This window comes from Pseudomonas mendocina (assembly GCF_003008615.1).
Taxonomy (GTDB): Bacteria; Pseudomonadota; Gammaproteobacteria; order Pseudomonadales; family Pseudomonadaceae; genus Aquipseudomonas; species Aquipseudomonas mendocina_C.
Genome location: NZ_CP027657.1, coordinates 1,769,326 through 1,790,561 on the forward strand (window position 1 = coordinate 1,769,326; position 21,236 = coordinate 1,790,561).

Sequence of the window (21,236 nt, forward strand, 5' to 3'; positions counted from 1 at the left end):
ACAACCGCTGAACGCCGACTGAACGACCGTGCTGCTGCCCTTGTGCTGGCGCTAGCACTGCCTATCATCCGCGCGCCTGGAGTAGGCCTGTCATCAATTTGCGAAGGGATCTTCCATGTCGAGCACGTTCATCAATCGCCACTGGCATCCGCGGGCCATGCTGGTCTGCCATATCGTGGCCATCGTGCTGCTCGTCAGCTGGGTGTGGCAGCCCACTCGTGATCTGTGGGACGCCGCCGATCTATGGCTGTTCAAGCTGCTCAACGACCCTGTGCATGCCGCCGGGCTGTGGGCCAAGATCTGGGCCATTGGTAGCATGCGACCCGTCGATGCCGGTGTTGGCGTGGTGATGCTGGCGGTGATGCTCAAGGCCGGCCTGGTCTTCGAAGGCCCACAGGTGCGCCGAGCGCTGTACGCCTTCCTCACCGCCCTGGTCACCCTGCTGCTGCTGCGCGTAGGTTTCGCCGAGCTGGTCAAGGCCATGGGCTGGCAGCGCCCCAGCGCTTCACTGGTGGTCGAAGGCAGCGCGCGCCTGACCGAGCTGTTCCCTGACTGGGAGGAGCGCTGGGATCTGAAGGACAGCGCCAGCCGCAGCTTCCCTGGCGATCATGCCTCGGTACTGTTGATCTGGGCATTCTTCATGACCTTCTTCGCGCGTAACTGGCGTCTGCTGCTGGTCTGGGTGATTGCCGTGATCGGCATGCTGCCGCGCCTGGTAGCCGGTGCTCACTGGGGCTCGGATGCCTTCGTCGGCGGCATGTTCCTCAGCCTGCTGGCGCTGGCCTGGGCTTGCTATACCCCGCTCGGCTACCACGCCAGCGAATGGCTGGAGAAAATCACCCTGCCGATCACCTCACGCCTGGCCAAGCTACCGCTGCTGGGCCGCCTGAGCATCGTCAGCGGGCGTTGAACGATAGACCGTGGGTGCGCCGTGCGCACCGCGAAGACCGCAGTGCTTGCCTGGTGCGCACGACGCACCCTATGAAAAATCGTCCGACCGACAGTTGCTCCGTGGCGTCACACGAGGTGGCCCCACGATCCCCTAGTCTTCATCCGCCCAGGGGTGACGCAGGCCACCGCCCTGCTGTTCGTTGAACTGATGGATCTGCCGGCGCTGCTTCTTGCTCGGCCGGCCATCGGTCTGCACGCCGAGGGCGCCAGCCTTGCGCATCGCCGCAGCCTGTTCGCGACGGGCGATGCTCTCCTCGGTCTCGCGATAGAGCAACTGCGCCTCGGGAGCGCCACGGCGGACGCTGGACAATGCCAGCACGACCACCGTGCGCTCATCGAAACCGGTACGCAGCACGTACTCATCACCGATCTTCGGCTCCTTGCCCGGCTTGCAACGCTCGCCGCGGTGGTGCACCTTGCCACCTTCTATAGCCGCCTTGCACAGGGCGCGAGTCTTGTAGAAGCGTGCGGCCCACAGCCATTTGTCCAGGCGAATCCTGTCGTCGTCTTTCTCGCTCATTTCACACTCTGTTGGTTTCATCCCTTGCGCTTGCGTACTGGCTGATGCAGTTGTCACACGGCGCATCTAGAATGCGCGGAATCATAGGCCTTGTCGGCCATCGGGAACACCGCCACCTTGAACAGCATCGACCCACTCAGCGTGATCGGCCTGCGCGAATGGATCAACCTGCCGCAACTCGGCATCGTTGGCCTGCGCGCCAAGATCGACACCGGCGCCAGCACCTCCAGCCTGCACGCGAGCGACATCCAGCCGTTCCAGCGTGACGGCGAGGACTGGGTGCGGTTCACCGCCTACCTCGGTACCCAGGTGCAACGCCGTCATCGCTGCGAGGCGCCACTGGTGTCGGTCAAGCGCATCAAGAGTTCCAATGGCCAGGTGCAGAACCGCTACGTGATCCGTACCGAGCTGGCCCTGGGCGATCGCCTGTGGCCGGTGGAATTCACCCTGGCCTGCCGCAAGACCATGCGCTACCGCGTATTGCTCGGTTCCAAGGCGCTGGTCACCGGTCATCTGCTGGTCAACCCGGCGCTCAGCTACGTACAAGACAAACCCGCCCTGCCTCCCTCACTCCCAGGTGTCCAATGAAGATCGCCGTGCTGTCGCGCAACCCGCGCCTCTATTCCACCCGCCGTCTGGTGGAGGCTGGCCAGCAGCGCGGCCATGAAATGGTGGTGATCGACACCCTGCGCGCCTATATGAACATCGCCAGCCACAAGCCGCAGATTCACTATCGCGGCCAGGCCATGGAAGGTTTCGATGCGGTGATCCCGCGCATCGGCGCCTCGGTGACCTTCTATGGCTGCGCGGTACTGCGCCAGTTCGAAATGATGGGCGTGTTCCCGCTCAACGAGTCGGTGGCCATCAGTCGCTCGCGCGACAAGTTGCGCGCGCTGCAGTTGCTCTCGCGCAAGGGCATCGGTCTGCCGGTGACCGGCTTCGCCCACTCGCCGGACGACATTCCGGATCTGATCCAGATGGTCGGCGGCGCGCCGCTGGTGATCAAGGTGCTGGAAGGTACCCAGGGCATGGGCGTGGTGCTGGCAGAAACGCACAAGGCCGCCGAGTCGGTGATCGAGGCCTTCCTCGGTCTCAAGCAGGACATCATGGTGCAGGAATACATCAGCGAAGCCGGCGGCGCCGACATCCGCTGCTTCGTGGTCGGTGACAAGGTGATCGCGGCAATGAAGCGCCAGGCCAAGGCCGGCGAGTTCCGCTCCAACCTGCACCGCGGTGGCTCCGCCAGCCTGATAAAGATCACCCCGGAGGAGCGCATGACCGCCGTGCGTGCCGCGCGGGTGATGGGCCTGAACGTGGCCGGCGTCGACATTCTGCGCTCCAATCACGGCCCGCTGGTGATGGAGGTGAATTCCTCGCCTGGCCTGGAAGGCATCGAGGTGACCACCGGCAAGGACGTCGCCGGGATGATCATCGAGCACCTGGAAAAACATGCCGAGCCAGGTCAGACGCGTACCAAGGGTCGCGGATGAGCGCGCTGTTCGACGGCCGCCTGGCGCTGATCACTCCAGCATCAGCCATCGCCGAAGACGTGCTCGAGGCGACCCTGGCGCAGCTCGATGTACTCGGCATTCGCTATCACCTGGGCCAGCACGTGCGTGCGCGCCACCGCTACCTGGCCGGTACGCCTGAACAACGCCTGGAAGACCTGCACCGGGCCTTCAGCCTGCCGGACATCAGCGCCGTCTGGTGCCTGCGCGGCGGTTATGGCTGCGCGCAGTTGGTGGAGGCGATCGACTGGCCGCTGCTCCAACAGGCCAGCCCGCGTCCGCTGATCGGCTTTTCCGATCTGTCGATCCTGCTCAGCGCCTTCCAACAGCATGGGCTCCCCGCCATTCATGGCCCGGTCGCCACGGCGCTCGGTCATCAGGCGCTGTCGGCGCCTGGTGGCCAGCGCGAACGCCTGACCTCGACTCAGGCGCTTTGGGCCTTGCTCAAAGGTCAGCACCAGCCGTTGCCGGTGCGCCATATCAGCGGGCCTGCGCATGCCATAGACGGTCAGCTGCAGGGCGGCAACCTCACGGCACTGGCCAGCGTCTGCGGCACCGGCGCCGAGCTGCGCCTGGTAGAGGACTCGATCCTGATTCTGGAAGACGTCGGTGAACCGTACTACCGCCTGGAGCGCAGCCTCTGGCAACTGCTCAACAGCTTCGCCGGTCAGCGGCCGCGTGCCGTCTGCCTGGGCAGCTTCACCGATTGTCCACGACGCGGCGTGCATCACAGCCTGGAGCAGATCATCGGCGAATACCTCGCCCCGCTAGGCATTCCTCTATACGGCGATCTCCCCAGCGGCCATGGCGACAGCAACTATCCCTGGCCCTATGGCCAAAAGGCGCGGCTGAGCGGCAGCAGCCTGAGCTGGTAAACCCAGCTCAACCCTGGCGCGCCTGCATCCAGGCCAGAAACTCCGCCTCGGCCATCGGCCGGCCAAACAGATAGCCCTGACCCAGGGCACAGTTCTGTTCACGCAGCAGCGCCAGTTGGCTGTCACGCTCGACGCCTTCGGCCACGCACTCAAGACCCAGGTTGCGGGCGATCATCAGGATGGTCTGCACCAGCATCTGCCCGCTGGCCTCTCCATCGAGGTCAGAGACGAAACTGCGATCGATCTTCAAGCGATCCAGCGGCAGACGCTTGAGGTAGGTCAGCGACGAATAACCCGTGCCGAAATCGTCGATGGCGAAACGCACGCCCTGTGCCTTGAGCTGCTGCATGTTGCCAATGCAGCGGTCGACGTCCTCCAGCAGCACGCCTTCGGTGATTTCCAGTTCCAGCGCCTGCGCCGGCACCCCGTGACGCCGCAGGCAGTCTTCGACCCGCTCGACGCAGGCGGCATGGCGCAGCTCGCGCGGGCTGAGGTTCACCGCCAGCACCAGGTGCGGCCACTGCATCTGCCAGCGAGCCAGCGCCGCGCAGGCCTGCTCCAGCACCCACTGGCCGATGTCCTGGATCAGCCCGGTTTCCTCAGCCAGGGGGATGAATTGATCCGGCCCGATCTCGCCGCGCTCGGGGTGTCGCCAGCGCAGCAGCACCTCAGCGCCGGCGACCGAGTCGTCGGCCAGCCTCAGCTGCGGCTGGAATACCAGCTGCAGTTGCTGTCGCGCGATGGCCTGGCGCAGTTCGCTCTGCAGTTGCAGACGCTGGTCGATGGCGGCCTGCATCTCCGGGGCGAAGAAGTGCAGCGCGTTGCGCCCGGCGTGCTTGGCTCGGTACATGGCGGTATCGGCCTGCTTGAGAATGTCCGAAGCCTGCTGCAGACCCATGGGGTGCAGGGCGATCCCGATACTGGCGCTGATCGCCAGCTCATGACCATCGATCAGGCAACTGCCTTGCAAGCCACGCAGCAGCTTCTCGCCCACCGCCGCGGCGTGCTCGGCGACCGCTTGCGGCTCGTGCCCGAGGGCTTCGAGCAGTACCACGAACTCATCGCCGCCCAGACGCGCCAGGGTATCTTCGGTGCGCAGTTCCGCAGCCAGTCGAGTGGTCACCTCGCACAGCAGGGCATCGCCGACCAGATGCCCGAGGCTGTCGTTGACCGTCTTGAAGTGATCCAGATCGATGAACAGCAAGGCGCCCAGGCTGCCCTCACGATTCTCGCGATCCATCGCGTGCTGCAGTCGGTCAAGCAGCAGGCGGCGGTTGGGCAAGCCGGTGAGTTCGTCGCTGTAGGCCAGGCGTTCGATCTCGCGCTGGTAGCGCTGACGCTCGGAAATATCGGTAACGCTGGCACGAATCAGCAGCTCCTCGCCCGGCATGCGCACCAGACGCACTTCGCATGGCAACTGACGGCCGGCACTGTCACGGTGGTTCCATTCGAAGACCGGCGCCTCGCCCTTGATGGCGCGGCGCAGGTATTCCTTGCCGGCACGTGACGAGAGGCGGCCATCGGCCTGGCGCAGCGGGCTGATGCTCTGGATCGAACGGCCTCGCAACTCCTCGCGCCGATAGCGGAACAGCCTCAGAGCGTTTTCGTTGAACTCGACGATGCCACCCTCCGGACTGAACAGCAGGATCGCCTCGGGGGCGTGCTCGACCAGCGTTTGGTAGCGTGCCTCGGCCTCGCGCCGCGCACTGATGTCTTCGACCAGCAGCAGGAACAACGTCGGCCGACCAGCGCTACCACGCACGACGCTTAGGCTGACGCGGGTGTAGACCACCTGGCCATCGCCACGCAGGAAGCGCTTGTCCATCTCGAAACCGTCGCTGCTACCCAGCAACACCGGTTCCAGTCGCGCCTTCTCGGCTGCCATGTCGCCCGGGTGCGACAACTGGTGCCAGGTACTGGCCAGCAGCTCCTCGCGGCTACGACTAAGAATGCTGCAGAGCTTCTGGTTGATCTCCTCCCAGCCAAAGGCCTGGGTGGTCAGCGCCATGCCGATCAACGGCGCCTCGAAGAACAGGCGCAGACGCTCGTCGCGCTCGCGCAACTGCGACTCGGCACGCTTGCGCTCACTGATGTCCTGCACCACGCCGTAAAGGCGCACCAGGCTACCGTCGTCATCACGCTCGACCATACCGCGCAGGCGCACCAGGCGAGCGCCCAGCCGCGCCACCAGACGCACCTCGATATCCAGGTCTTCGAGCCCGTTCTGTGCGGCCTGCAACGTCTGCATGATCAGCGCCTGGCTGGGCGTGTCGTAGTAATCGAGCACCTGCTCGAGCGTCGGCGGCCCCTGATGGATGTCGCGCTCGACGATGCGATAGCAGCCATCGCTCCAGAACATGCTGTAGTCGCTGATCTCCAGCACCCAGCCGCCCAGATTGGCGATGTCTTCGGTCTGACTGAACAGGTGGCTCTGGCGCAGCATTTCCGCGCGCTGCCGCTCGACCTGCGCGGCCAGCTCCTCGCGCTCGCTGACATCGTGCTGCAAGCCGACGAAATGGCTGATGCCCCGCTCATCGCGCATCGGCGCCAGTACCACTTCGTTCCAGAAGCGGCTACCATCCTTGCGTACGTTACGCACCACGGCCTGCGCCGCACGCCCCTCGCGCAGGGCGCTACGCAGCTTTTGAAGACCATGCTGACTGGCCTCATCATTGGCCAGGAACAGGCAATCGCGCCCCAGGGCCTCCGCCACGGAATAGCCCGTGATTTGAGTAAAGGCGGGGTTGCAGTAGACCAAGGGCATGTCGCCCTGACGCGCATCGGCAATGGTCACACCCAGCGGGCTGGCTTCCATCGCCAGGTTGGCGCGCGCCAACTGCTGTTGCATCTGCGCACTGAGCGCCAGAGTTTGACGCAGGTCGCTCAGCGCCCGGCCAACCAGCAAGGCAGCGCCCATCAGCAACAGCACGGCGAGTTGCAGGTGATTGCGCTGCAGATCCAGATCGCCCTGGCTCAGACCGGTGCGCAGCAACGGCAGCAACAAGGTGGCGCAATAACCCAGCATCACGCCGTACAAGGCGCCGGCGAAGGCATGTCGCAGCGCCAGCACCAGCATGCTGATACCCAGCAACGGCAGAGCGAGCAGTGACGGCAGGCTGCCGAGCAGCAGCATCAGCAACAGGAAAGCGCCCACGGCGAACAACCAGCCGAACAGTGAACGGCTGACAATCAGTGTCGGCGCCGAACTCTCACCTCGCGCCTGCAACCAGCCACGCGCTCGCAGCAATGGGGTAGCGAATGCCAGCAGTGGTGCGCTCAGCGCGAGCAGATTGATGCCGTCGGTCAACCAGACTGACAAACTGGCCTGCGCCCACTGCTCAGCACTCTGAAAACCGGTCAGCCACAGGTTGCTCTGCAGACCGAGCGCTACCACGGTCACCGGCACCAGCACGCCAAAGGCGAGAAAACGCAGCAGATCGACCAGCCGCCCCAGCGCCGGATCGAAATCTCCGCGCCGCAATAGCCACCAGCCCAGGGCAACGGAAGCCGTCTCGGGCAAGGCATACAGCGGCGCCCACTGCCAGGGCAGGCCCCACAATGGCACGCTGAACAAGGCATTGAGATAAAGCGCAGGCAGCACCCGCGGCCCCCACCACAGGCAAAGCGCCAGGCCGAGTACCAATGGCAGATAGCACAGCGCTACCCCGTCATTCAGGCGGGTGCTCAGAGAAATCCAGGTGCCCAGATGGAAAAGAGGCAGCGGCAGCCACCATGTCCACTTGGGTAAGCGATTGGGCAACGCGGCGGACATGCAGGCCTCGAATGGATGCGCTGGCAAAGCATAGCCTAGCGCCAGAGCCCTTGGCAGCATATTGCCAGCACTCAGAGAGACCTACTGGACGGCCGGTGCCCAGCCGGCTACACCGCGTCGCGTGGTAACAGCAGACCCAAAGGCAGCCTGACTCTCGCTTCGAGTCCACCACCGCTGCGGTTGCGCAGCTCCACGCTACCGCCATGCAACGCAGCGATGCGCTTGACGATGGCCAGGCCCAGGCCGGTACCACGCCCACCACGGGCACGGTCGCCACGGATGAAGGGGTTGAAGATGCTATCCAGCTCGCCCGGATCGATACCCGCGCCGCGATCCAGCACGCTGAGCACCACATAGGGGGCGGCATGATCGCCGGCCAGGCTGGCGACCACCTCGACGGCATCGCCACCGCCATGATTGAGAGCGTTCTCCACCAGGTTGGTGAGCAGGCGCTTGGTCGAGACGCGGCGCAATGGGAAGGGCGGGATCGGCTCCAGACACAGGCGTACGCGCTCTTCACCCTGGTTGTAGGGTGCTAGTGTCTCGCGCACCAGTTCGCAGAAGTCGGCCTCCTCCACTGGCTCACCACGCCCGTCGCGGATGAAGGCGAGGAACTGATCGAGGATGGCGTCCATGTCCTCGATGTCACGCACCATGTCATCGGTCAGCTCGGTGTCGTTCTCCATGAACTCCAGCGCCAGACGCAGACGAGTCAGCGGTGTGCGCAGGTCATGGGAGACACCGGCGAGCATCAGCTCTCGCTCGCGGGCAGCCTGTTCGACGTCCTCGGCCATCTGATTGAAGGCGCGGTACACCTCGGTCATCTCGCTCGGCGTATCGCTGATCGGCAGGCGCACGCTGCGTCCCTGGCCGAGCTGGCGAGCGGCGTAGACCAGGCGCTTGAGCGGTGCGTTGAGCTGACGCACGAAGATCCAGGCCGCCGCGGTGGACAGCAGGCCGATACCGAGGAACCAGCCGAGTACACTCCAGATACGCTGACCACGCAGCGGATGCGGGTACATAGGCACCCTCACCCAGCCATCGCCCAGGCTGGGCGCATGCACCCAAAGTGCCGGTGGCGAGGTGGCGCGTACCCGCGTTTCGGTATCAGGCCCCAGTTCGGTCTGCATCTGCCGCTGGAAGATTTCGCTGTAGGGCCAGTGCTGCTCGCTGGCCGGCACCTTGTCACGCGGAATACGCTTGAGACCGGCGGCCTCGGCGATATGATCGCGATCCTCGGGACTGGCCGCCCAATAGGCGCGCAACGTCAGGGCAGCACCGTGGCTGTACTGACGGTCGACCAGCACGTCTTCGTTCATCATCAGGTACACCAGGGTCAGCGCCTTGGAGAACAGGACGACGATCAGCACCAGCCAGAGGGTGCGGGCGAAGAAGCTTTGCGGGAACCAGTAAGGGGTTTTCATCGATACTCGGGAGACTTGGGGCAGGTCGCGCTCGGCAACCCACCAGGTGACGTTCCAGCAGACGACCAGGCGGATGAAGTGGCTTCATCCGCACTGCGCGGTTACTTGTTGCCGTCGGGAACGAACACGTAGCCCACGCCCCAGACGGTCTGGATATAGCGTGGCTTGGATGGATCGGGCTCGATCAGGCGACGCAGGCGACTGATCTGTACGTCGATGGAGCGCTCCAGCGCGTCCCACTCGCGGCCACGGGCCAGATTCATCAGCTTGTCGCGGGTCAGCGGCTCGCGGGCGTGCTGCACCAGCGCCTTGAGCACGGCAAACTCACCCGTGGTGAGCATGTGCACTTCCTCGCCCTTCTTCAGCTCGCGCGTGGCCAGCGACAGTTCGTACTCACCGAAGCTGACGCTTTCGTCCTCGCTGCCCGGCGCGCCCGGTACCACCGGAGCCTGGCGGCGCAGCACGGCCTTGATCCGCGCCAGCAGCTCACGCGGGTTGAACGGTTTTGCCAGGTAGTCGTCGGCGCCCAGCTCCAGGCCCTGAATCCGGCTGGATTCATCGCCCTTGGCGGTAAGCATGATGATCGGCATCTGGTTGCCCGCCTCACGCAGACGACGGCAGGCAGAAAGGCCATCCTCGCCCGGCAGCATCAGATCCAGCACCACCAGGTTGAACAGCTCGCGCGCCAGCAGGCGATCCATCTGTTCGACGTTTTCCACCGCGCGCACCCGGTAGCCCTGTTCGTCAAAGAAGCGCTCGAGCAGGCGGCGCAGGCGGGCGTCGTCATCGACGATGAGAATCTTCTCGCCTTCGGCGGTAGTGCTGGACTGGGTCATGGCGTCTCCTTGGGCAGACCGTCGCAGGACGGCAAGTGGCGGCATTATCACTCAGGCGCCGGGGTGGGCGCTTCAGCCATTGTTAGCAGATTTTTCCCCGAACGGTTCCCAGCATGGGCGAGTGCGGTGTTTATAATGCGCCGCTTTCGTGTCTGGCCTGCATTCTTGCGGCCACCCTGTCGCTCCAGTGGGTAGCTTTATATTATGGACAGCATCAACAACCGCATCGCTGAAGAACTGGGCGTGCGCCCGCAGCAGGTCGCCGCCGCCGTGGCCCTGCTCGACGAAGGTTCCACCGTGCCCTTCATCGCCCGTTACCGTAAAGAAGTGACCGGCAGTCTCGACGACACCCAGCTGCGCCACCTCGAAGAGCGCCTGCGCTACCTGCGCGAGCTGGACGAACGCCGCGTGGCGATCCTCGCCAGCATCGAGGAACAGGGCAAGCTGACCCCGGAACTCAAGCGCGAGATCAACCTCGCCGACACCAAGACACGCCTCGAAGACTTGTATTTGCCCTACAAGCAGAAGCGCCGCACCAAGGGCCAGATTGCCCTGGAAGCCGGTCTCGGCGAGCTGGCCGATGCGCTGTTCAATGATCCGAGCCTGACGCCCGAGCAGGAAGCCGAGCGCTTCATCGACGCCGAAAAGGGCTTCGCCGACGTCAAGGCCGTGCTCGAAGGCGCCAAGTACATCCTCATGGAGCGCTTCGCCGAAGACGCCGCACTGCTCGACAAGCTGCGCAGCTTCCTCAAGGACAACGCCACCCTCAGCGCCCGCGTGGTACCGGGCAAGGAAAACGAAGGCGCCAAGTTCAGCGACTACTTCGAACATGACGAAGCGCTCAAGGGCGTGCCGTCGCACCGCGCGCTGGCGATCTTCCGCGGGCGCAACGAAGGCATTCTCAGCTCCAGCCTGAAAGTCGGCGAAGAGCTGCCGGGCGCCCTGCATCCGTGCGAACTGATGATCGGCGAGCGCTTCGGCATCAGCCAGAACAACCGCCCGGCGGACAAATGGCTGGCCGAGGTGGTGCGCTGGACCTGGAAGGTCAAGCTGTACAACCACCTGGAAACCGACCTGCTCGGCGAACTGCGCGAGAAGGCCGAGGACGAGGCCATCAGCGTATTCGCTCGCAACCTGCACGATCTGCTGCTGGCTGCACCGGCCGGCCCGCGCGCCACACTGGCGCTCGACCCGGGCCTGCGTACCGGCTGCAAGGTGGCAGTGGTCGATGCCACCGGCAAGGTGCTGGAAACCGCTACCGTTTACCCGCACGCCCCGCGCAACGACTGGGACGGCACCCTGGCGATCCTTGCCAAGCTGTGCGCCAAGCACGGCGTCGACCTGATCTCCATCGGCAACGGCACCGCCAGCCGCGAGACCGACAAGCTGGCCGCCGAGCTGATCAAGAAAGTGCCGGGCCTGAAGCTGACCAAGGTGATGGTCTCCGAGGCCGGCGCCTCGGTGTACTCGGCCTCGGAACTGGCCGCCCGCGAATTCCCCGACCTCGACGTATCGCTACGCGGCGCAGTAAGCATCGCCCGCCGCCTGCAGGATCCGCTGGCCGAACTGGTGAAGATCGACCCGAAATCCATCGGCGTCGGCCAGTACCAGCACGACGTGTCGCAGCTCAAGCTGGCGCGCAGCCTGGACGCCGTCGTCGAGGACTGCGTGAACGCCGTCGGCGTGGACGTGAACACCGCCTCCGCCGCCCTGCTGGCGCGCATCTCCGGCCTCAACGCGACCCTGGCGCAGAATATCGTCAGCTATCGCGATGCCAACGGCGCCTTCGCCTCGCGCGCCGACCTGAAGAAGGTACCGCGTCTGGGCGAGAAGACCTTCGAGCAGGCCGCCGGCTTCCTCCGCGTGATGAACGGCGACAACCCGCTGGACGCCTCCGCGGTGCACCCGGAAACCTACCCGCTAGTGGAGCGCATCGCCCAGGACACCAGCCGCGACATCCGCTCGCTGATCGGCGACTCGGCCTTCCTCAAGCGCCTCGACCCAGCCAAGTTCACCGATGAACGCTTCGGTCTGGTCACCGTCGGCGACATCCTCAAGGAACTGGACAAGCCTGGCCGCGACCCGCGTCCGGAATTCAAGACCGCCGAGTTCCAGGAAGGCGTGGAAACCCTCAAGGATCTCGAACTGGGCATGGTGCTCGAAGGCGTGGTGACCAACGTCACCAACTTCGGCGCCTTCGTCGACATCGGCGTGCACCAGGACGGCCTGGTGCATATCAGCGCGCTGTCGGAGAAGTTCATCAAGGATCCGCACGAGGCGGTCAAGGCCGGCGACGTGGTCAAGGTCAAGGTGATGGAAGTGGACATCCCGCGTAACCGCATCGCCCTGTCCATGCGCATGGGCGACACTCCCGGCGAGAAGGTCGACGGACCGCGCGGCGGACAATCGCGCGGTGGCAACCGTGGCGGCAACGCCCCGCGCAGCGAGCGTCATTCCAGCCAGGACAAACCGGCCCCCGCCACTGGCGGCATGGCCGCCCTGTTCGCCAACGCCAAGCAGTTGAAGAAATGAGTACGACCGACAACGTGGGCGCCAGCAGCGCCTTTTCCCGCCTGCTCGGCCTGGAGATTCTCCAGGTCGGCGGCGGAGAGGCGCGCGTGCGCCTGACCCTCACCGACGAACTGCGTAACCTGCACGGCAAGTTGCACGGCGGCGCACTGTTCTCGCTGATCGACACCGCCATGGGCCAGGCCAGCCATAGCCTGGGCGATGGCGGCCCGAGCAGCGTGACCCTGGAGTGCAAGATCAACTACATCCGCCCGGTTTCCGAAGGTAGCGTGCTATGCCACGCCAAGGTGCTGCACGCCGGGCGCCGCACCCAGGTGGTCGAAGCCGAAGTACTGCAGGGCGACAAGCTGGTCGCCAAGGCACAAGGCACCTTCGCCTGCGTGTAATAAGCACCAGGCTAGCTGATCTAATCTGGGCAACCGTTCGCCCCCTTGCAGAGTGCGGGGGCGATCCCCATATTGTGGCGACTGCCCAGTTAGGAATTGCATCTTGAGCGATATTCTCTCCCGCCGCCTGGCCCTGCTCGGCGAGCCGGCTCACCTGTCCCTGCTGGGCGAGTGCCTGCATGGCATCGAGCGCGAATGCCTGCGCGTTGATCGCGACGGCCAGTTGGCGCTGACTCCGCATCCGCAGGCGCTGGGCTCGGCGCTGACCCATGCGCAGATCACCACCGATTACTCCGAGTCGCTGCTGGAGTTCATCACCGGCACGGCTACCGACCCGGCCGCGACGCTGGGCGAGCTGGAGAACATCCACCGCTTCGCCTACGAAAAGCTGGCTGACGAACTGCTGTGGAGCCCCTCCATGCCCTGTGCACTGCCGGACGAGGAGACGATTCCCATCGCCCGCTACGGCAGCTCCAACATCGGCCGCCTCAAGTACGTGTACCGCAAGGGTCTGGCGCTGCGCTACGGCAAGACCATGCAGTGCATCGCCGGCATCCACTACAACTTCTCCCTGCCTGAAGCGCTGTGGCAGCTGCAGCAACAGGCCGAAGGCGACACGCAGAGCGCGCGCGACTATCAGTCGGCGCGCTATATCGCCCTGATCCGCAATTTCCGCCGTTACAGCTGGCTGCTGATGTACCTGTTCGGCGCCTCGCCAGCACTGGACAAGGGCTTCATGCGTGAACGGCCCCACCAGTTGCAGGAACTGGACGCCAGCACCCTGTACCTGCCGTATGCCACCAGCCTGCGCATGAGCGACCTGGGCTACCAGAGCAGCGCGCAGTCCGGCCTGACGCCCTGCTACAACGACCTGGCCAGCTATACCGACAGCCTGCGCCTGGCCGTGGCCACGCCCTACCCGGCCTACGTCGAAGCCGGCACCAAGCGTGGCGACGAATGGCTGCAACTGAACACCAACATCCTGCAGATCGAGAACGAGTACTACTCGAGCATCCGCCCGAAGCGTGTCACCTACAGCGGCGAGCGACCGATCCAGGCGCTGATGAGCCGTGGCGTGCAGTACGTGGAAGTGCGCTGCCTGGACATCAACCCCTTCCTGCCACTGGGCATCGACCTGGCCCAGGCGCGCTTCATCGACGCCTTCCTGCTGTTCTGCGCGCTGGAAGACAGCCCGCTGCTGGAGAACGGCGAGTGCAGCAGTTGCACCAGCAATTTCCTCAAGGTGGTCAAAGAGGGGCGGCGTCCCGGCCTGCACCTGCAGAAAGGCAGTCAGCAGGTAGAGCTCAAGGTCTGGGCCAGCGAACTGCTCGAACGTATCCTGCCGCTGGCCGAGTTGCTCGACCGCAGCCAGGGCAGCAGTGCGCATGTCGAAGCATTGGCACAGCAGCAAGCCAAGGTTGCGGATGTGGAGATGACGCCATCGGCCCAGGTGCTGGCGATTCTGCGTCAGGGCAAGAGCTTCACCGAGTTCGCCCTGCAGCAGAGCCTGCTGCATGCCGAGTACTTCCGTGCCCAACCGCTCAGTGCCGAGTTGCAACAAAGCTTCGAGCAGGCCGCGCACGACTCGCTGGCCGGACAGGCCGAACTGGAAGCGCAGCCCAAGGGTGACTTCGACGCCTTCGTCGCCGCCTATCAGGCGAGCATCCTGGCTCTGGCCGTGTAGGTCGCGCCGGAGTTCGGACACCGCCCCCGTGCGGATCGAGGTAAACGCGGTGTGCGCGGCGCACCCTACGTGGCTCGCCGTACGGGCGACGAAGCGTCGACTGCGTCACAAAGCCAACCAGCGGAGCAAAAGCCAGGATGGGCGGCCATACCCAGGGTCGCCCGGCCAGCTAGCATTGCCGGGTAAAGGACGATAGACGAGCAGCGCCCATGGCCGAAGACGCCACGCCGCAATGGAGCCTGGAAAGCCTGACCAAGGCCTACCAGCAAGGCTATATGGCCGGCCTTACTGGCCAGCTCAGAACCCGCCAGCCCTACCCTGACGAAATACCCGCGGCTGCCTGGGAGGCTGGCTGGGACGACGGCTTCGAGCAGATGCGCCTGCAGCAACACAGCGCCTGACGAGCAATTACGGTTAGCATCCGCTCCGTAGGAGCGGCTTCAGCCGCGAAGCTCACGGATAAATTCGCTCCTACAGTTCGCTGCAATTCATACCCCTCGCTTACAACGTCTTCTCGAACACCTTCGAGTTGCGCTGGTAGTTGTACAGCGACGCCCGAGCGGCCGGCATGCGCTCGACACTGCTCGCCTCGAAGCCCCGCTCCTGGAACCAGTGCGCCGTACGCGTGGTAAGCACGAACAGCGTCTTGATGCCCTGTGCCCGCGCCCTGGCTTCAATACGCTCCAGCAGTTCATCGCCGCGGCCGCCGTGGCGATAGTCGGGATTGACCGCCAGACACGCCAGCTCGCCACAGTCGGAATCGGCGATGGGATACAGCGCCGCACAGGCGATGATCAGCCCCTCGCGCTCGACGATGCTGAACTGCTCGATCTCACGCTCCAGCACCTCGCGCGAACGACGCACCAGGATGCCCTGCTCTTCCAGCGGGCTGATCAGCTCGATCAGGCCACCCACATCCTCGATGGTTGCCTCACGCAACGACTCGAACTGCTCCTGCGCCACCAGGGTGCCGTTACCAGTACGGGTGAACAGCTCGCTGAGCAGTGCACCGTCGGTGGCGTAACTGACGATATGGCTGCGCTTCACACCGCCACGGCAGGCCTGTGCGGCCGCATCGAGCAGTTCGCCCTGATAGTTACCGCCCAGACGCGCCAGGTGCGCCGGCACCTGTTGCGGACGCAGCTCGCGTACCAGCTTGCCGTTGTCGTCGAGCAGGCCGTCCTCGGCGCCGAACAGCAGCAGCTTGTCCGCCCCCAGGTCGATGGCGGCGCGAGTGGCAACGTCCTCACAGGCCAGGTTGAAGATCTCCCCGGTGGGTGAATAACCCAGTGGCGACAACAGCACGATGCTGCGCTCGTCGAGCTGACGATTGATGCCCTTGCGGTCGATGCGCCGCACCTCGCCGGTATGGTGGTAGTCGACACCATCGAGCACGCCTATCGGCCGCGCAGTGACGAAGTTGCCGCTGGTCAGGCGCAGGCGCGAGCCCTGCATCGGCGAGGCGGCCATGTCCATCGACAGGCGTGCCTCGATAGCGATGCGCAGTTGGCCAACCGCGTCGATCACGCACTCCAGGGTTGGTGCGTCGGTGATGCGCAGGTCGCGGTGATAATGCGGGGTCAGGCCACGAGCAGCGAGGCGCGCCTCGATCTGCGGGCGCGAGCCATGCACCAGCACCAGGCGCACGCCGAGGCTGTGCAACAGCACCAGATCGTGGACGATGTTGGCGAAGTTCGGGTGGGCAACGCCCTCGCCCGGCAGCATGACCACGAAGGTGCAGTCGCGGTGGGCGTTGATGTAGGGCGAAGCGTGGCGTAACCAGGTGACGTAGTCGTGCATGAGCAATCCATTAGCGTCGAGACGGTAGGCGGGTGCGACCCGCCATGTTCGGTTGGAGAGTCTGTCTCATCGTCGCTGCACGTCTTCACTCCGGGTCAGGCAATAGTGTTGGATCAGCTGGCGCAATATGGCCACGGTCGGCTCGATACGGGCGAGTTCCAAGTACTCGCCAGGCTGGTGCGCGCAGTCGATGTCGCCGGGGCCAAGCACCAGGGTTTCGCAGCCAAGCTGCTGAAGATAAGGCGCTTCGGTGCCGAATGCCACCGCCTGCGCGGTATGCCCGGTCAGGCGCTCGGCCAGGCGCACCAGTTCCGCATCGGCCTTCTGCTCGAAGGGCGGTACCGCAGGGAACAGCGGGCCGTAATCGATGCGCACCTGGTGCTTGAGCGCCAGCGGCTGCAGCTTGCCGCGAATGGCTGCACGCAGCTGCTCCGGATCCATGCCCGGTAGCGGACGCAGGTCGAACTCCAGCGCGCACTGGCCACAGATACGGTTGGGGTTGTCGCCGCCATGGATGCAGCCAAGGTTGAGGGTCGGCTGCGGCACGCTGAACTGCGGGTTGTTGAACTCTCGTTGCCACTGCGCACGCAGGCCACGCAGTTCGCCCATCACGTCCTGCATGGCCTCCAGGGCACTATGACCCAGCGCTGGATCGGAGGAGTGGCCACTCTGACCGAGAATGTCGATGCGCTCCATCATCACGCCCTTGTGCAGGCGGATCGGCTTGAGCCCGGTCGGCTCACCGATCACCGCGGCACGGCCGAGCGGACGACCCGCATCGGCCAGCGCACGCGCGCCCGCCATCGAGCTTTCTTCATCGCAGGTGGCGAGGATCAGCAACGGCTGCTGGAAGGGCTGATCGAGCAGGGGCAACACGGCTTCGATCACCAACGCGAAGAAGCCCTTCATGTCGCACACACCCAACCCCACCCAGCGATCCCCCTGCTCGCTCAAGCGCAACGGATCGCTGCGCCACAGCGACTCGTCGTAAGGCACGGTATCGCTGTGCCCGGCCAGCACCAAGCCGCCCGGCCCTGTGCCACGGCTGGCCAGCAGGTTGAACTTGCCGGGGCTGACCTGCTGAATCTCGCAGGTGAAGCCCAGCTCGCCCAGCCAGTTGGCGAGCAGGTCGATCACGGCGCGATTGGACATATCCAGCGAGGGCTGGGTACAGCTGACCGAAGGCGCGGCGATCAGCGCCGAGAATTGCTCGCGTAGGGAAGGTAATGGCATGGCTCGGCTCTCTCGGTGCGGCGGCCCATCATAACAACAAGATTCCGCAGGGCGAGCCCCAGAACGATGAAGCCCGGCATAAGCCGGGCTCCATCAGAGAACGATGACGATCAAAGGAAGATCAGCATCATGATCTCGAAGTAGATGATCGCCAGCACAGCGCCGACCGGCAGGGTGATCACCCAGGAGGTGAAGATCTTGCCCACCACCGACAGGTTCAGCGCACCGATACCACGCGCCAGGCCGATACCCAGCACCGCGCCAACCAGCGTGTGCGTGGTGGAGATCGGCAGGCCGATACCTGAAGCTGCAACCACGGTGCCGGCGGTGGCCAGCTCGGCGGCGAAACCACGGCTCGGGGTCAGCTCGGTGATGCCCTTGCCAATGGTGGCGATCACTTTCCAGCCGTAGGTGGCCAGACCGACCACGATACCGACGGCGCCCAGCAGCAGCACCCAGCCCGGCACCGATGACTTGCCGCCGATGACCATGTCGCCACCGGCCTCGATCACACCGACCACCGCAGCCAGCGGCCCGACGGCGTTGGACACGTCGCTGGCACCGTGGGCGAAGGCCATGGCGCAGGCGGTGAAAATCATCAGTACCGCAAAGACCTTCTCCACGCTGGCGAAGTGGAAGCTCTTGTCCGCTTCGGCGTCGACCTTGATGCGAGTCAGCAGGGCGATACCGATACCGGCGACGATGAAGCCGACCAGGCACGAGAGCATCACGGCATCCATGGTGGTGAAGTGCAAGCCAACGTGCTTGAGGCCCTTGGTGAAAGTCATCAGAGCCAGCATGAAGCCGGTCAGGAACATGTACACCGGCACCCAGCGCTTGGCGTTGCGGAACGGATCCTCGGTATCCATGATCAGCCACTGCACGCTCTTGAACAGGCCGAAGGCGATCAGACCTGCAAGGAAGGGCGTCACCACCCAGCTGGAAACGATCGGCACCAGACCACCCCAGTTGACCGCATCCATCGATACGCCAACAGAGGCGAAGCCGATCAGGGCGCCGACGATGGAGTGCGTGGTGGAGACCGGCCAGCCACGCAGTGAGGCGATTAGCAGCCAGGTACCGGCGGAGAGCAGCGCCGACATCATGCCCAGCACGAACAGATCAGGCGGGATAGCCGTACTGTCGACGATGCCGTTCTTGATGGTTTCGGTGACCTGGCCACCGGCCAGGTAGGCACCACAGAATTCGAACACCATGGCGATCAGAATCGCCTGCTTGATGGTCAGCGCCTTGGAGCCAACCGAGGTGCCCATGGCATTGGATACATCGTTGGCGCCCACGCCCCATGCCATGAAAAAACCAAAGCAGCAGGCGAGCACGAGGAGTACGAAGCCGTATTCCGCGACAAGAGTCATAAAAGATTACCTGTGGATTCCTGAATGGCAGCTGGCGACTAGCGCGCCAGCAGTTGTTCCAGTCGGTTGCCGACACGCTCGGCACGGTCGGCGACATCGCCAACCCAGTCGATGATCCGGTAGAGGAACATCACATCAACGGCGGGTAATTCCTTTTCCAGCTTGAACAGGGTGCGACGCACCTCGATCTGCTGACGGTCGGTATCGTGCTCGATCTCCTCGAGCTCTTCGACCATGTGCTGAACCAGGGTGGCTTCACGACCACCGAAACCGGTTTCCAGCAACTCGTCCAATTCGTTCATTGCCTTCAGCGCCTGGGCGCTGGCGTCCACACAACGCTGCACATACGCCAGCATCAGCGGTTGCAGAGCAGTGGGAATGGCCATCTGACGGCCGAGCATCAGGCCGGCGATGTCCTTGGCGCGGTTGGCCACCTTGTCCTGCACGCTGAGCAGTTCCAGCAGATCGGAGCGCGGTACCGGCAGGAACAGGCTCTTGGGCAGGTGCATGCGCACGCTTTTCTTGAGCTTGTCGGCTTCGCGCTCCAGGCGCACCATTTCCTGCTGCACCTGCTCGACACGAACCCAGTCTTCGGCCATCACCGCCTCGAAGAACGGCACCAGATTGGCCGCGCATTCGTGCGCCTTGGTGATGTGCTGTTGCATAGGGCCGATGGGAGAACGGCCGAACAGACTGACGAAGGGATTGGTAGGCATAGGGTTGCCCCTGGTTGAAAAGAGGCGGCAAGTATACGGGCCGTCCCCAGCGCCTGCCAGCGCATGTCATCAGTTCGTCACATTTCTGTACGTCCGACGCTGCGACCTGACAGCGCACGCCCTTTGCACTACCCTTGTGCGCCCGGAGCCTCGCCCGCCGAACTCCGCCTTCCACCGCCGCTGCGAGCCCGTCATCGCGATGAACAAAGAAACCGAAATCAAACTGCGCGCCAGCCGCGCCACTCTGGCTGCGCTGCGTGAGCACCCGCTGCTGAAGAAACGCAATAAAAGCGGCTGGCAGCGCGTGGAACTGTTCAACCAGTACTACGACACGCCGGATCGCGAGCTGGCTGGCGCCAAGGTCGCCCTGCGTATCCGCCGTGATGGCGAGCAGTTCATCCAGACGCTCAAGAGCCGTGGCCAGAGCGTTGCCGGCCTGTCCGAGCGCAACGAGTGGGACTGGTACCTGAGCAAGGCCAAGCTCGACCTGAAGAAGCTCGATGACAGTTGCTGGCCAGCCAGCCTCGCCGAACTGGACAAGAAAACCCTGCAACCGCTGTTCACCACCGATTTCGTCCGCGAGAAAGCCGAGATCGCCTGGGGTCGTGGCAAGGCCAAGGTTGTCATCGAGGCTGCGCTGGATCTTGGCAAGGTAGTCGCCGGTGAAGGCGAGGAAGAAATCTGCGAGCTGGAGCTGGAACTGCGCCAGGGAGACCCCGCAGCCCTGCTGGAGCTGGCCTGCGAACTGGCCGCCGAGCTGCCGCTGATGCCCTGTGACATCAGCAAGGCCGAACGCGGCTATCGCCTGTTCGACTCCGGCAGTTACAGCCTGAGCCTGGCCGCGCCGACAGTGCAGGCCGAACAGGTGCTGGACGATGCCTTCGCCACCCTCGCCTGGCACCTGCTGGGCAGCAGCCAGCGCCTGGCCGAACAGTATCGCTGGAGCGGTCACTGGAGCCTGCTGCAAGACTGGTTGCAGCAACTGATCGACCTTCGCGCCCTGCTCGCCAGCCTTGGCCAGGCCGCTCCTCGCGCCAGCTCGCGGGAGTTGCGTGAAGGGCTCGACGCCCTGCTCGGCGACTGGCGCCCACGCCTGGCCGCGGGCCAGACCGACGAAAGCATGCGGCGCAACGCCCCTGCGCTTTTCGCTGCCGAGCTGGATGGCTGCCGTTGGGGCTTGTTGTCACTGCAACTGTCGCGCTGGTTGCTGCAACGTGGCTGGACGCTGGAACGCAACAACCGTGGCAATCGCCAGGGCAACGCGCCGCTGGGCAACTGGCTGCCAACGCTGCTCGGCGAAGAAGGCGCAGCGCTGCAACTGCGCCGCTATCAGCAGCAGCCGGAGGATCTCGCCGAGCAACTGCCGCGTCTGGAGCGCTTGCTGGTCTGGCTGCGTCTGGCCCGTGGTGTGCTGGAAGTGCCCGAGGTCGACCGCCTGTATGGCGAGTTGAACAAGCTGAACCTTCTCGCTCAGCAACCGCTGGACGATGAGCAGCGCCAGTTGCGGGCTACTCAGGCGCAGATCGTGAACAGCCTGAAGGCCTGGAAAGCACTGGTATAACCGCTAGCCGAGCGCCTGCGAAGAAGTTGGTACGCACGGCGCCCCCTACCATCAGTGACACCATG

The 21,236-nt window shown here is 64.5% G+C and carries 17 protein-coding genes; 9 read left to right on the plus strand and 8 right to left on the minus strand.

What is annotated here, in order from left to right; all coding sequences use genetic code 11:
* Nucleotides 1-115 precede the first annotated feature (115 nt).
* Nucleotides 116-910, plus strand: coding sequence for a phosphatase PAP2 family protein (locus C7A17_RS08155; RefSeq protein WP_106737564.1), 795 nt, complete (start codon nucleotides 116-118; stop codon nucleotides 908-910).
* A 132-nt stretch (nucleotides 911-1,042) separates the two neighbouring features.
* Here the strand turns inward: C7A17_RS08155 and C7A17_RS08160 are convergent, their stop codons facing one another.
* Nucleotides 1,043-1,471 (minus strand): RNA-binding S4 domain-containing protein, encoded by a 429-nt coding sequence (locus C7A17_RS08160; RefSeq protein ID WP_106737565.1) that lies wholly within the window; start codon nucleotides 1,469-1,471, stop codon nucleotides 1,043-1,045.
* A gap of 117 nt (nucleotides 1,472-1,588) precedes the next feature.
* Between C7A17_RS08160 and rimB the strand changes: the two genes are divergently transcribed.
* The 3 genes from rimB to C7A17_RS08175 are packed head-to-tail and all read left to right on the plus strand — an operon-like array spanning nucleotide 1,589 to nucleotide 3,854.
* The gene (gene rimB, locus C7A17_RS08165) at nucleotides 1,589-2,059 is read left to right on the plus strand and encodes a retropepsin-like aspartic endopeptidase RimB (protein WP_106742810.1); all 471 of its coding nucleotides are present in this window, start codon (nucleotides 1,589-1,591) and stop codon (nucleotides 2,057-2,059) included.
* Nucleotides 2,056-2,961 carry a 30S ribosomal protein S6--L-glutamate ligase gene (gene rimK, locus C7A17_RS08170; protein ID WP_106737566.1) on the plus strand — a complete coding sequence of 302 codons (906 nt, stop codon included), beginning with the start codon at nucleotides 2,056-2,058 and terminating at the stop codon, nucleotides 2,959-2,961. Before rimB ends, rimK begins: the two co-directional genes overlap by 4 nt.
* Nucleotides 2,958-3,854: a S66 peptidase family protein gene (locus tag C7A17_RS08175; RefSeq protein ID WP_106737567.1), complete on the plus strand. Its 897-nt coding sequence runs from the start codon at nucleotides 2,958-2,960 to the stop codon at nucleotides 3,852-3,854. The genes rimK and C7A17_RS08175 overlap by 4 nt, the downstream gene beginning before the upstream one ends.
* A 7-nt stretch (nucleotides 3,855-3,861) precedes the next feature.
* On the opposite strand, the gene C7A17_RS08180 is transcribed toward C7A17_RS08175, so the two are convergent.
* From C7A17_RS08180 to ompR, 3 genes are all read right to left on the minus strand, one after another.
* Complete coding sequence (locus C7A17_RS08180) at nucleotides 3,862-7,626, minus strand: bifunctional diguanylate cyclase/phosphodiesterase (RefSeq protein WP_234035896.1); 3,765 nt, start codon at nucleotides 7,624-7,626, stop codon at nucleotides 3,862-3,864.
* Nucleotides 7,627-7,733: 107 nt separating this feature from the next.
* Nucleotides 7,734-9,050, minus strand: a complete 1,317-nt coding sequence (locus C7A17_RS08185; RefSeq protein WP_106737569.1) for an ATP-binding protein — start codon at nucleotides 9,048-9,050, stop codon at nucleotides 7,734-7,736.
* A gap of 101 nt (nucleotides 9,051-9,151) precedes the next feature.
* Nucleotides 9,152-9,886 (minus strand): osmolarity response regulator transcription factor OmpR, encoded by a 735-nt coding sequence (ompR, locus tag C7A17_RS08190; protein ID WP_017678391.1) that lies wholly within the window; start codon nucleotides 9,884-9,886, stop codon nucleotides 9,152-9,154.
* Between the two features lie 204 nt (nucleotides 9,887-10,090).
* Between ompR and C7A17_RS08195 the strand changes: the two genes are divergently transcribed.
* From C7A17_RS08195 to rmf, 4 genes are all read left to right on the plus strand, one after another.
* A complete protein-coding gene (locus C7A17_RS08195; RefSeq protein WP_017678390.1) occupies nucleotides 10,091-12,418 on the plus strand; it encodes a Tex family protein in 2,328 nt (775 codons plus the stop codon).
* Entirely contained in the window at nucleotides 12,415-12,801 is a 387-nt protein-coding gene (locus tag C7A17_RS08200) for a PaaI family thioesterase (protein WP_017678389.1), read from the plus strand. Before C7A17_RS08195 ends, C7A17_RS08200 begins: the two co-directional genes overlap by 4 nt.
* Before the next feature lie 103 nt (nucleotides 12,802-12,904).
* Complete coding sequence (gshA, locus tag C7A17_RS08205; RefSeq protein ID WP_106737570.1) at nucleotides 12,905-14,485, plus strand: glutamate--cysteine ligase; 1,581 nt, start codon at nucleotides 12,905-12,907, stop codon at nucleotides 14,483-14,485.
* Nucleotides 14,486-14,694: 209 nt separating this feature from the next.
* Entirely contained in the window at nucleotides 14,695-14,886 is a 192-nt protein-coding gene (rmf, locus tag C7A17_RS08210) for a ribosome modulation factor (protein WP_106737571.1), read from the plus strand.
* A gap of 100 nt (nucleotides 14,887-14,986) precedes the next feature.
* Here rmf and argA read toward each other — a convergent pair whose 3' ends face one another.
* From argA to C7A17_RS08230, 4 genes are all read right to left on the minus strand, one after another.
* Nucleotides 14,987-16,285 (minus strand): amino-acid N-acetyltransferase, encoded by a 1,299-nt coding sequence (argA, locus tag C7A17_RS08215; protein ID WP_106737572.1) that lies wholly within the window; start codon nucleotides 16,283-16,285, stop codon nucleotides 14,987-14,989.
* A gap of 66 nt (nucleotides 16,286-16,351) precedes the next feature.
* Entirely contained in the window at nucleotides 16,352-17,518 is a 1,167-nt protein-coding gene (gene argE / locus C7A17_RS08220; protein WP_106737573.1) for an acetylornithine deacetylase, read from the minus strand.
* A 110-nt stretch (nucleotides 17,519-17,628) separates the two neighbouring features.
* A complete protein-coding gene (locus tag C7A17_RS08225; protein ID WP_106737574.1) occupies nucleotides 17,629-18,894 on the minus strand; it encodes an inorganic phosphate transporter in 1,266 nt (421 codons plus the stop codon).
* A gap of 38 nt (nucleotides 18,895-18,932) precedes the next feature.
* Complete coding sequence (locus tag C7A17_RS08230) at nucleotides 18,933-19,610, minus strand: TIGR00153 family protein (protein WP_106737575.1); 678 nt, start codon at nucleotides 19,608-19,610, stop codon at nucleotides 18,933-18,935.
* Between the two features lie 199 nt (nucleotides 19,611-19,809).
* Between C7A17_RS08230 and C7A17_RS08235 the strand changes: the two genes are divergently transcribed.
* Nucleotides 19,810-21,171, plus strand: coding sequence for a CYTH domain-containing protein (locus C7A17_RS08235; protein WP_106737576.1), 1,362 nt, complete (start codon nucleotides 19,810-19,812; stop codon nucleotides 21,169-21,171).
* The last annotated feature ends 65 nt before the right edge of the window (nucleotides 21,172-21,236 follow it).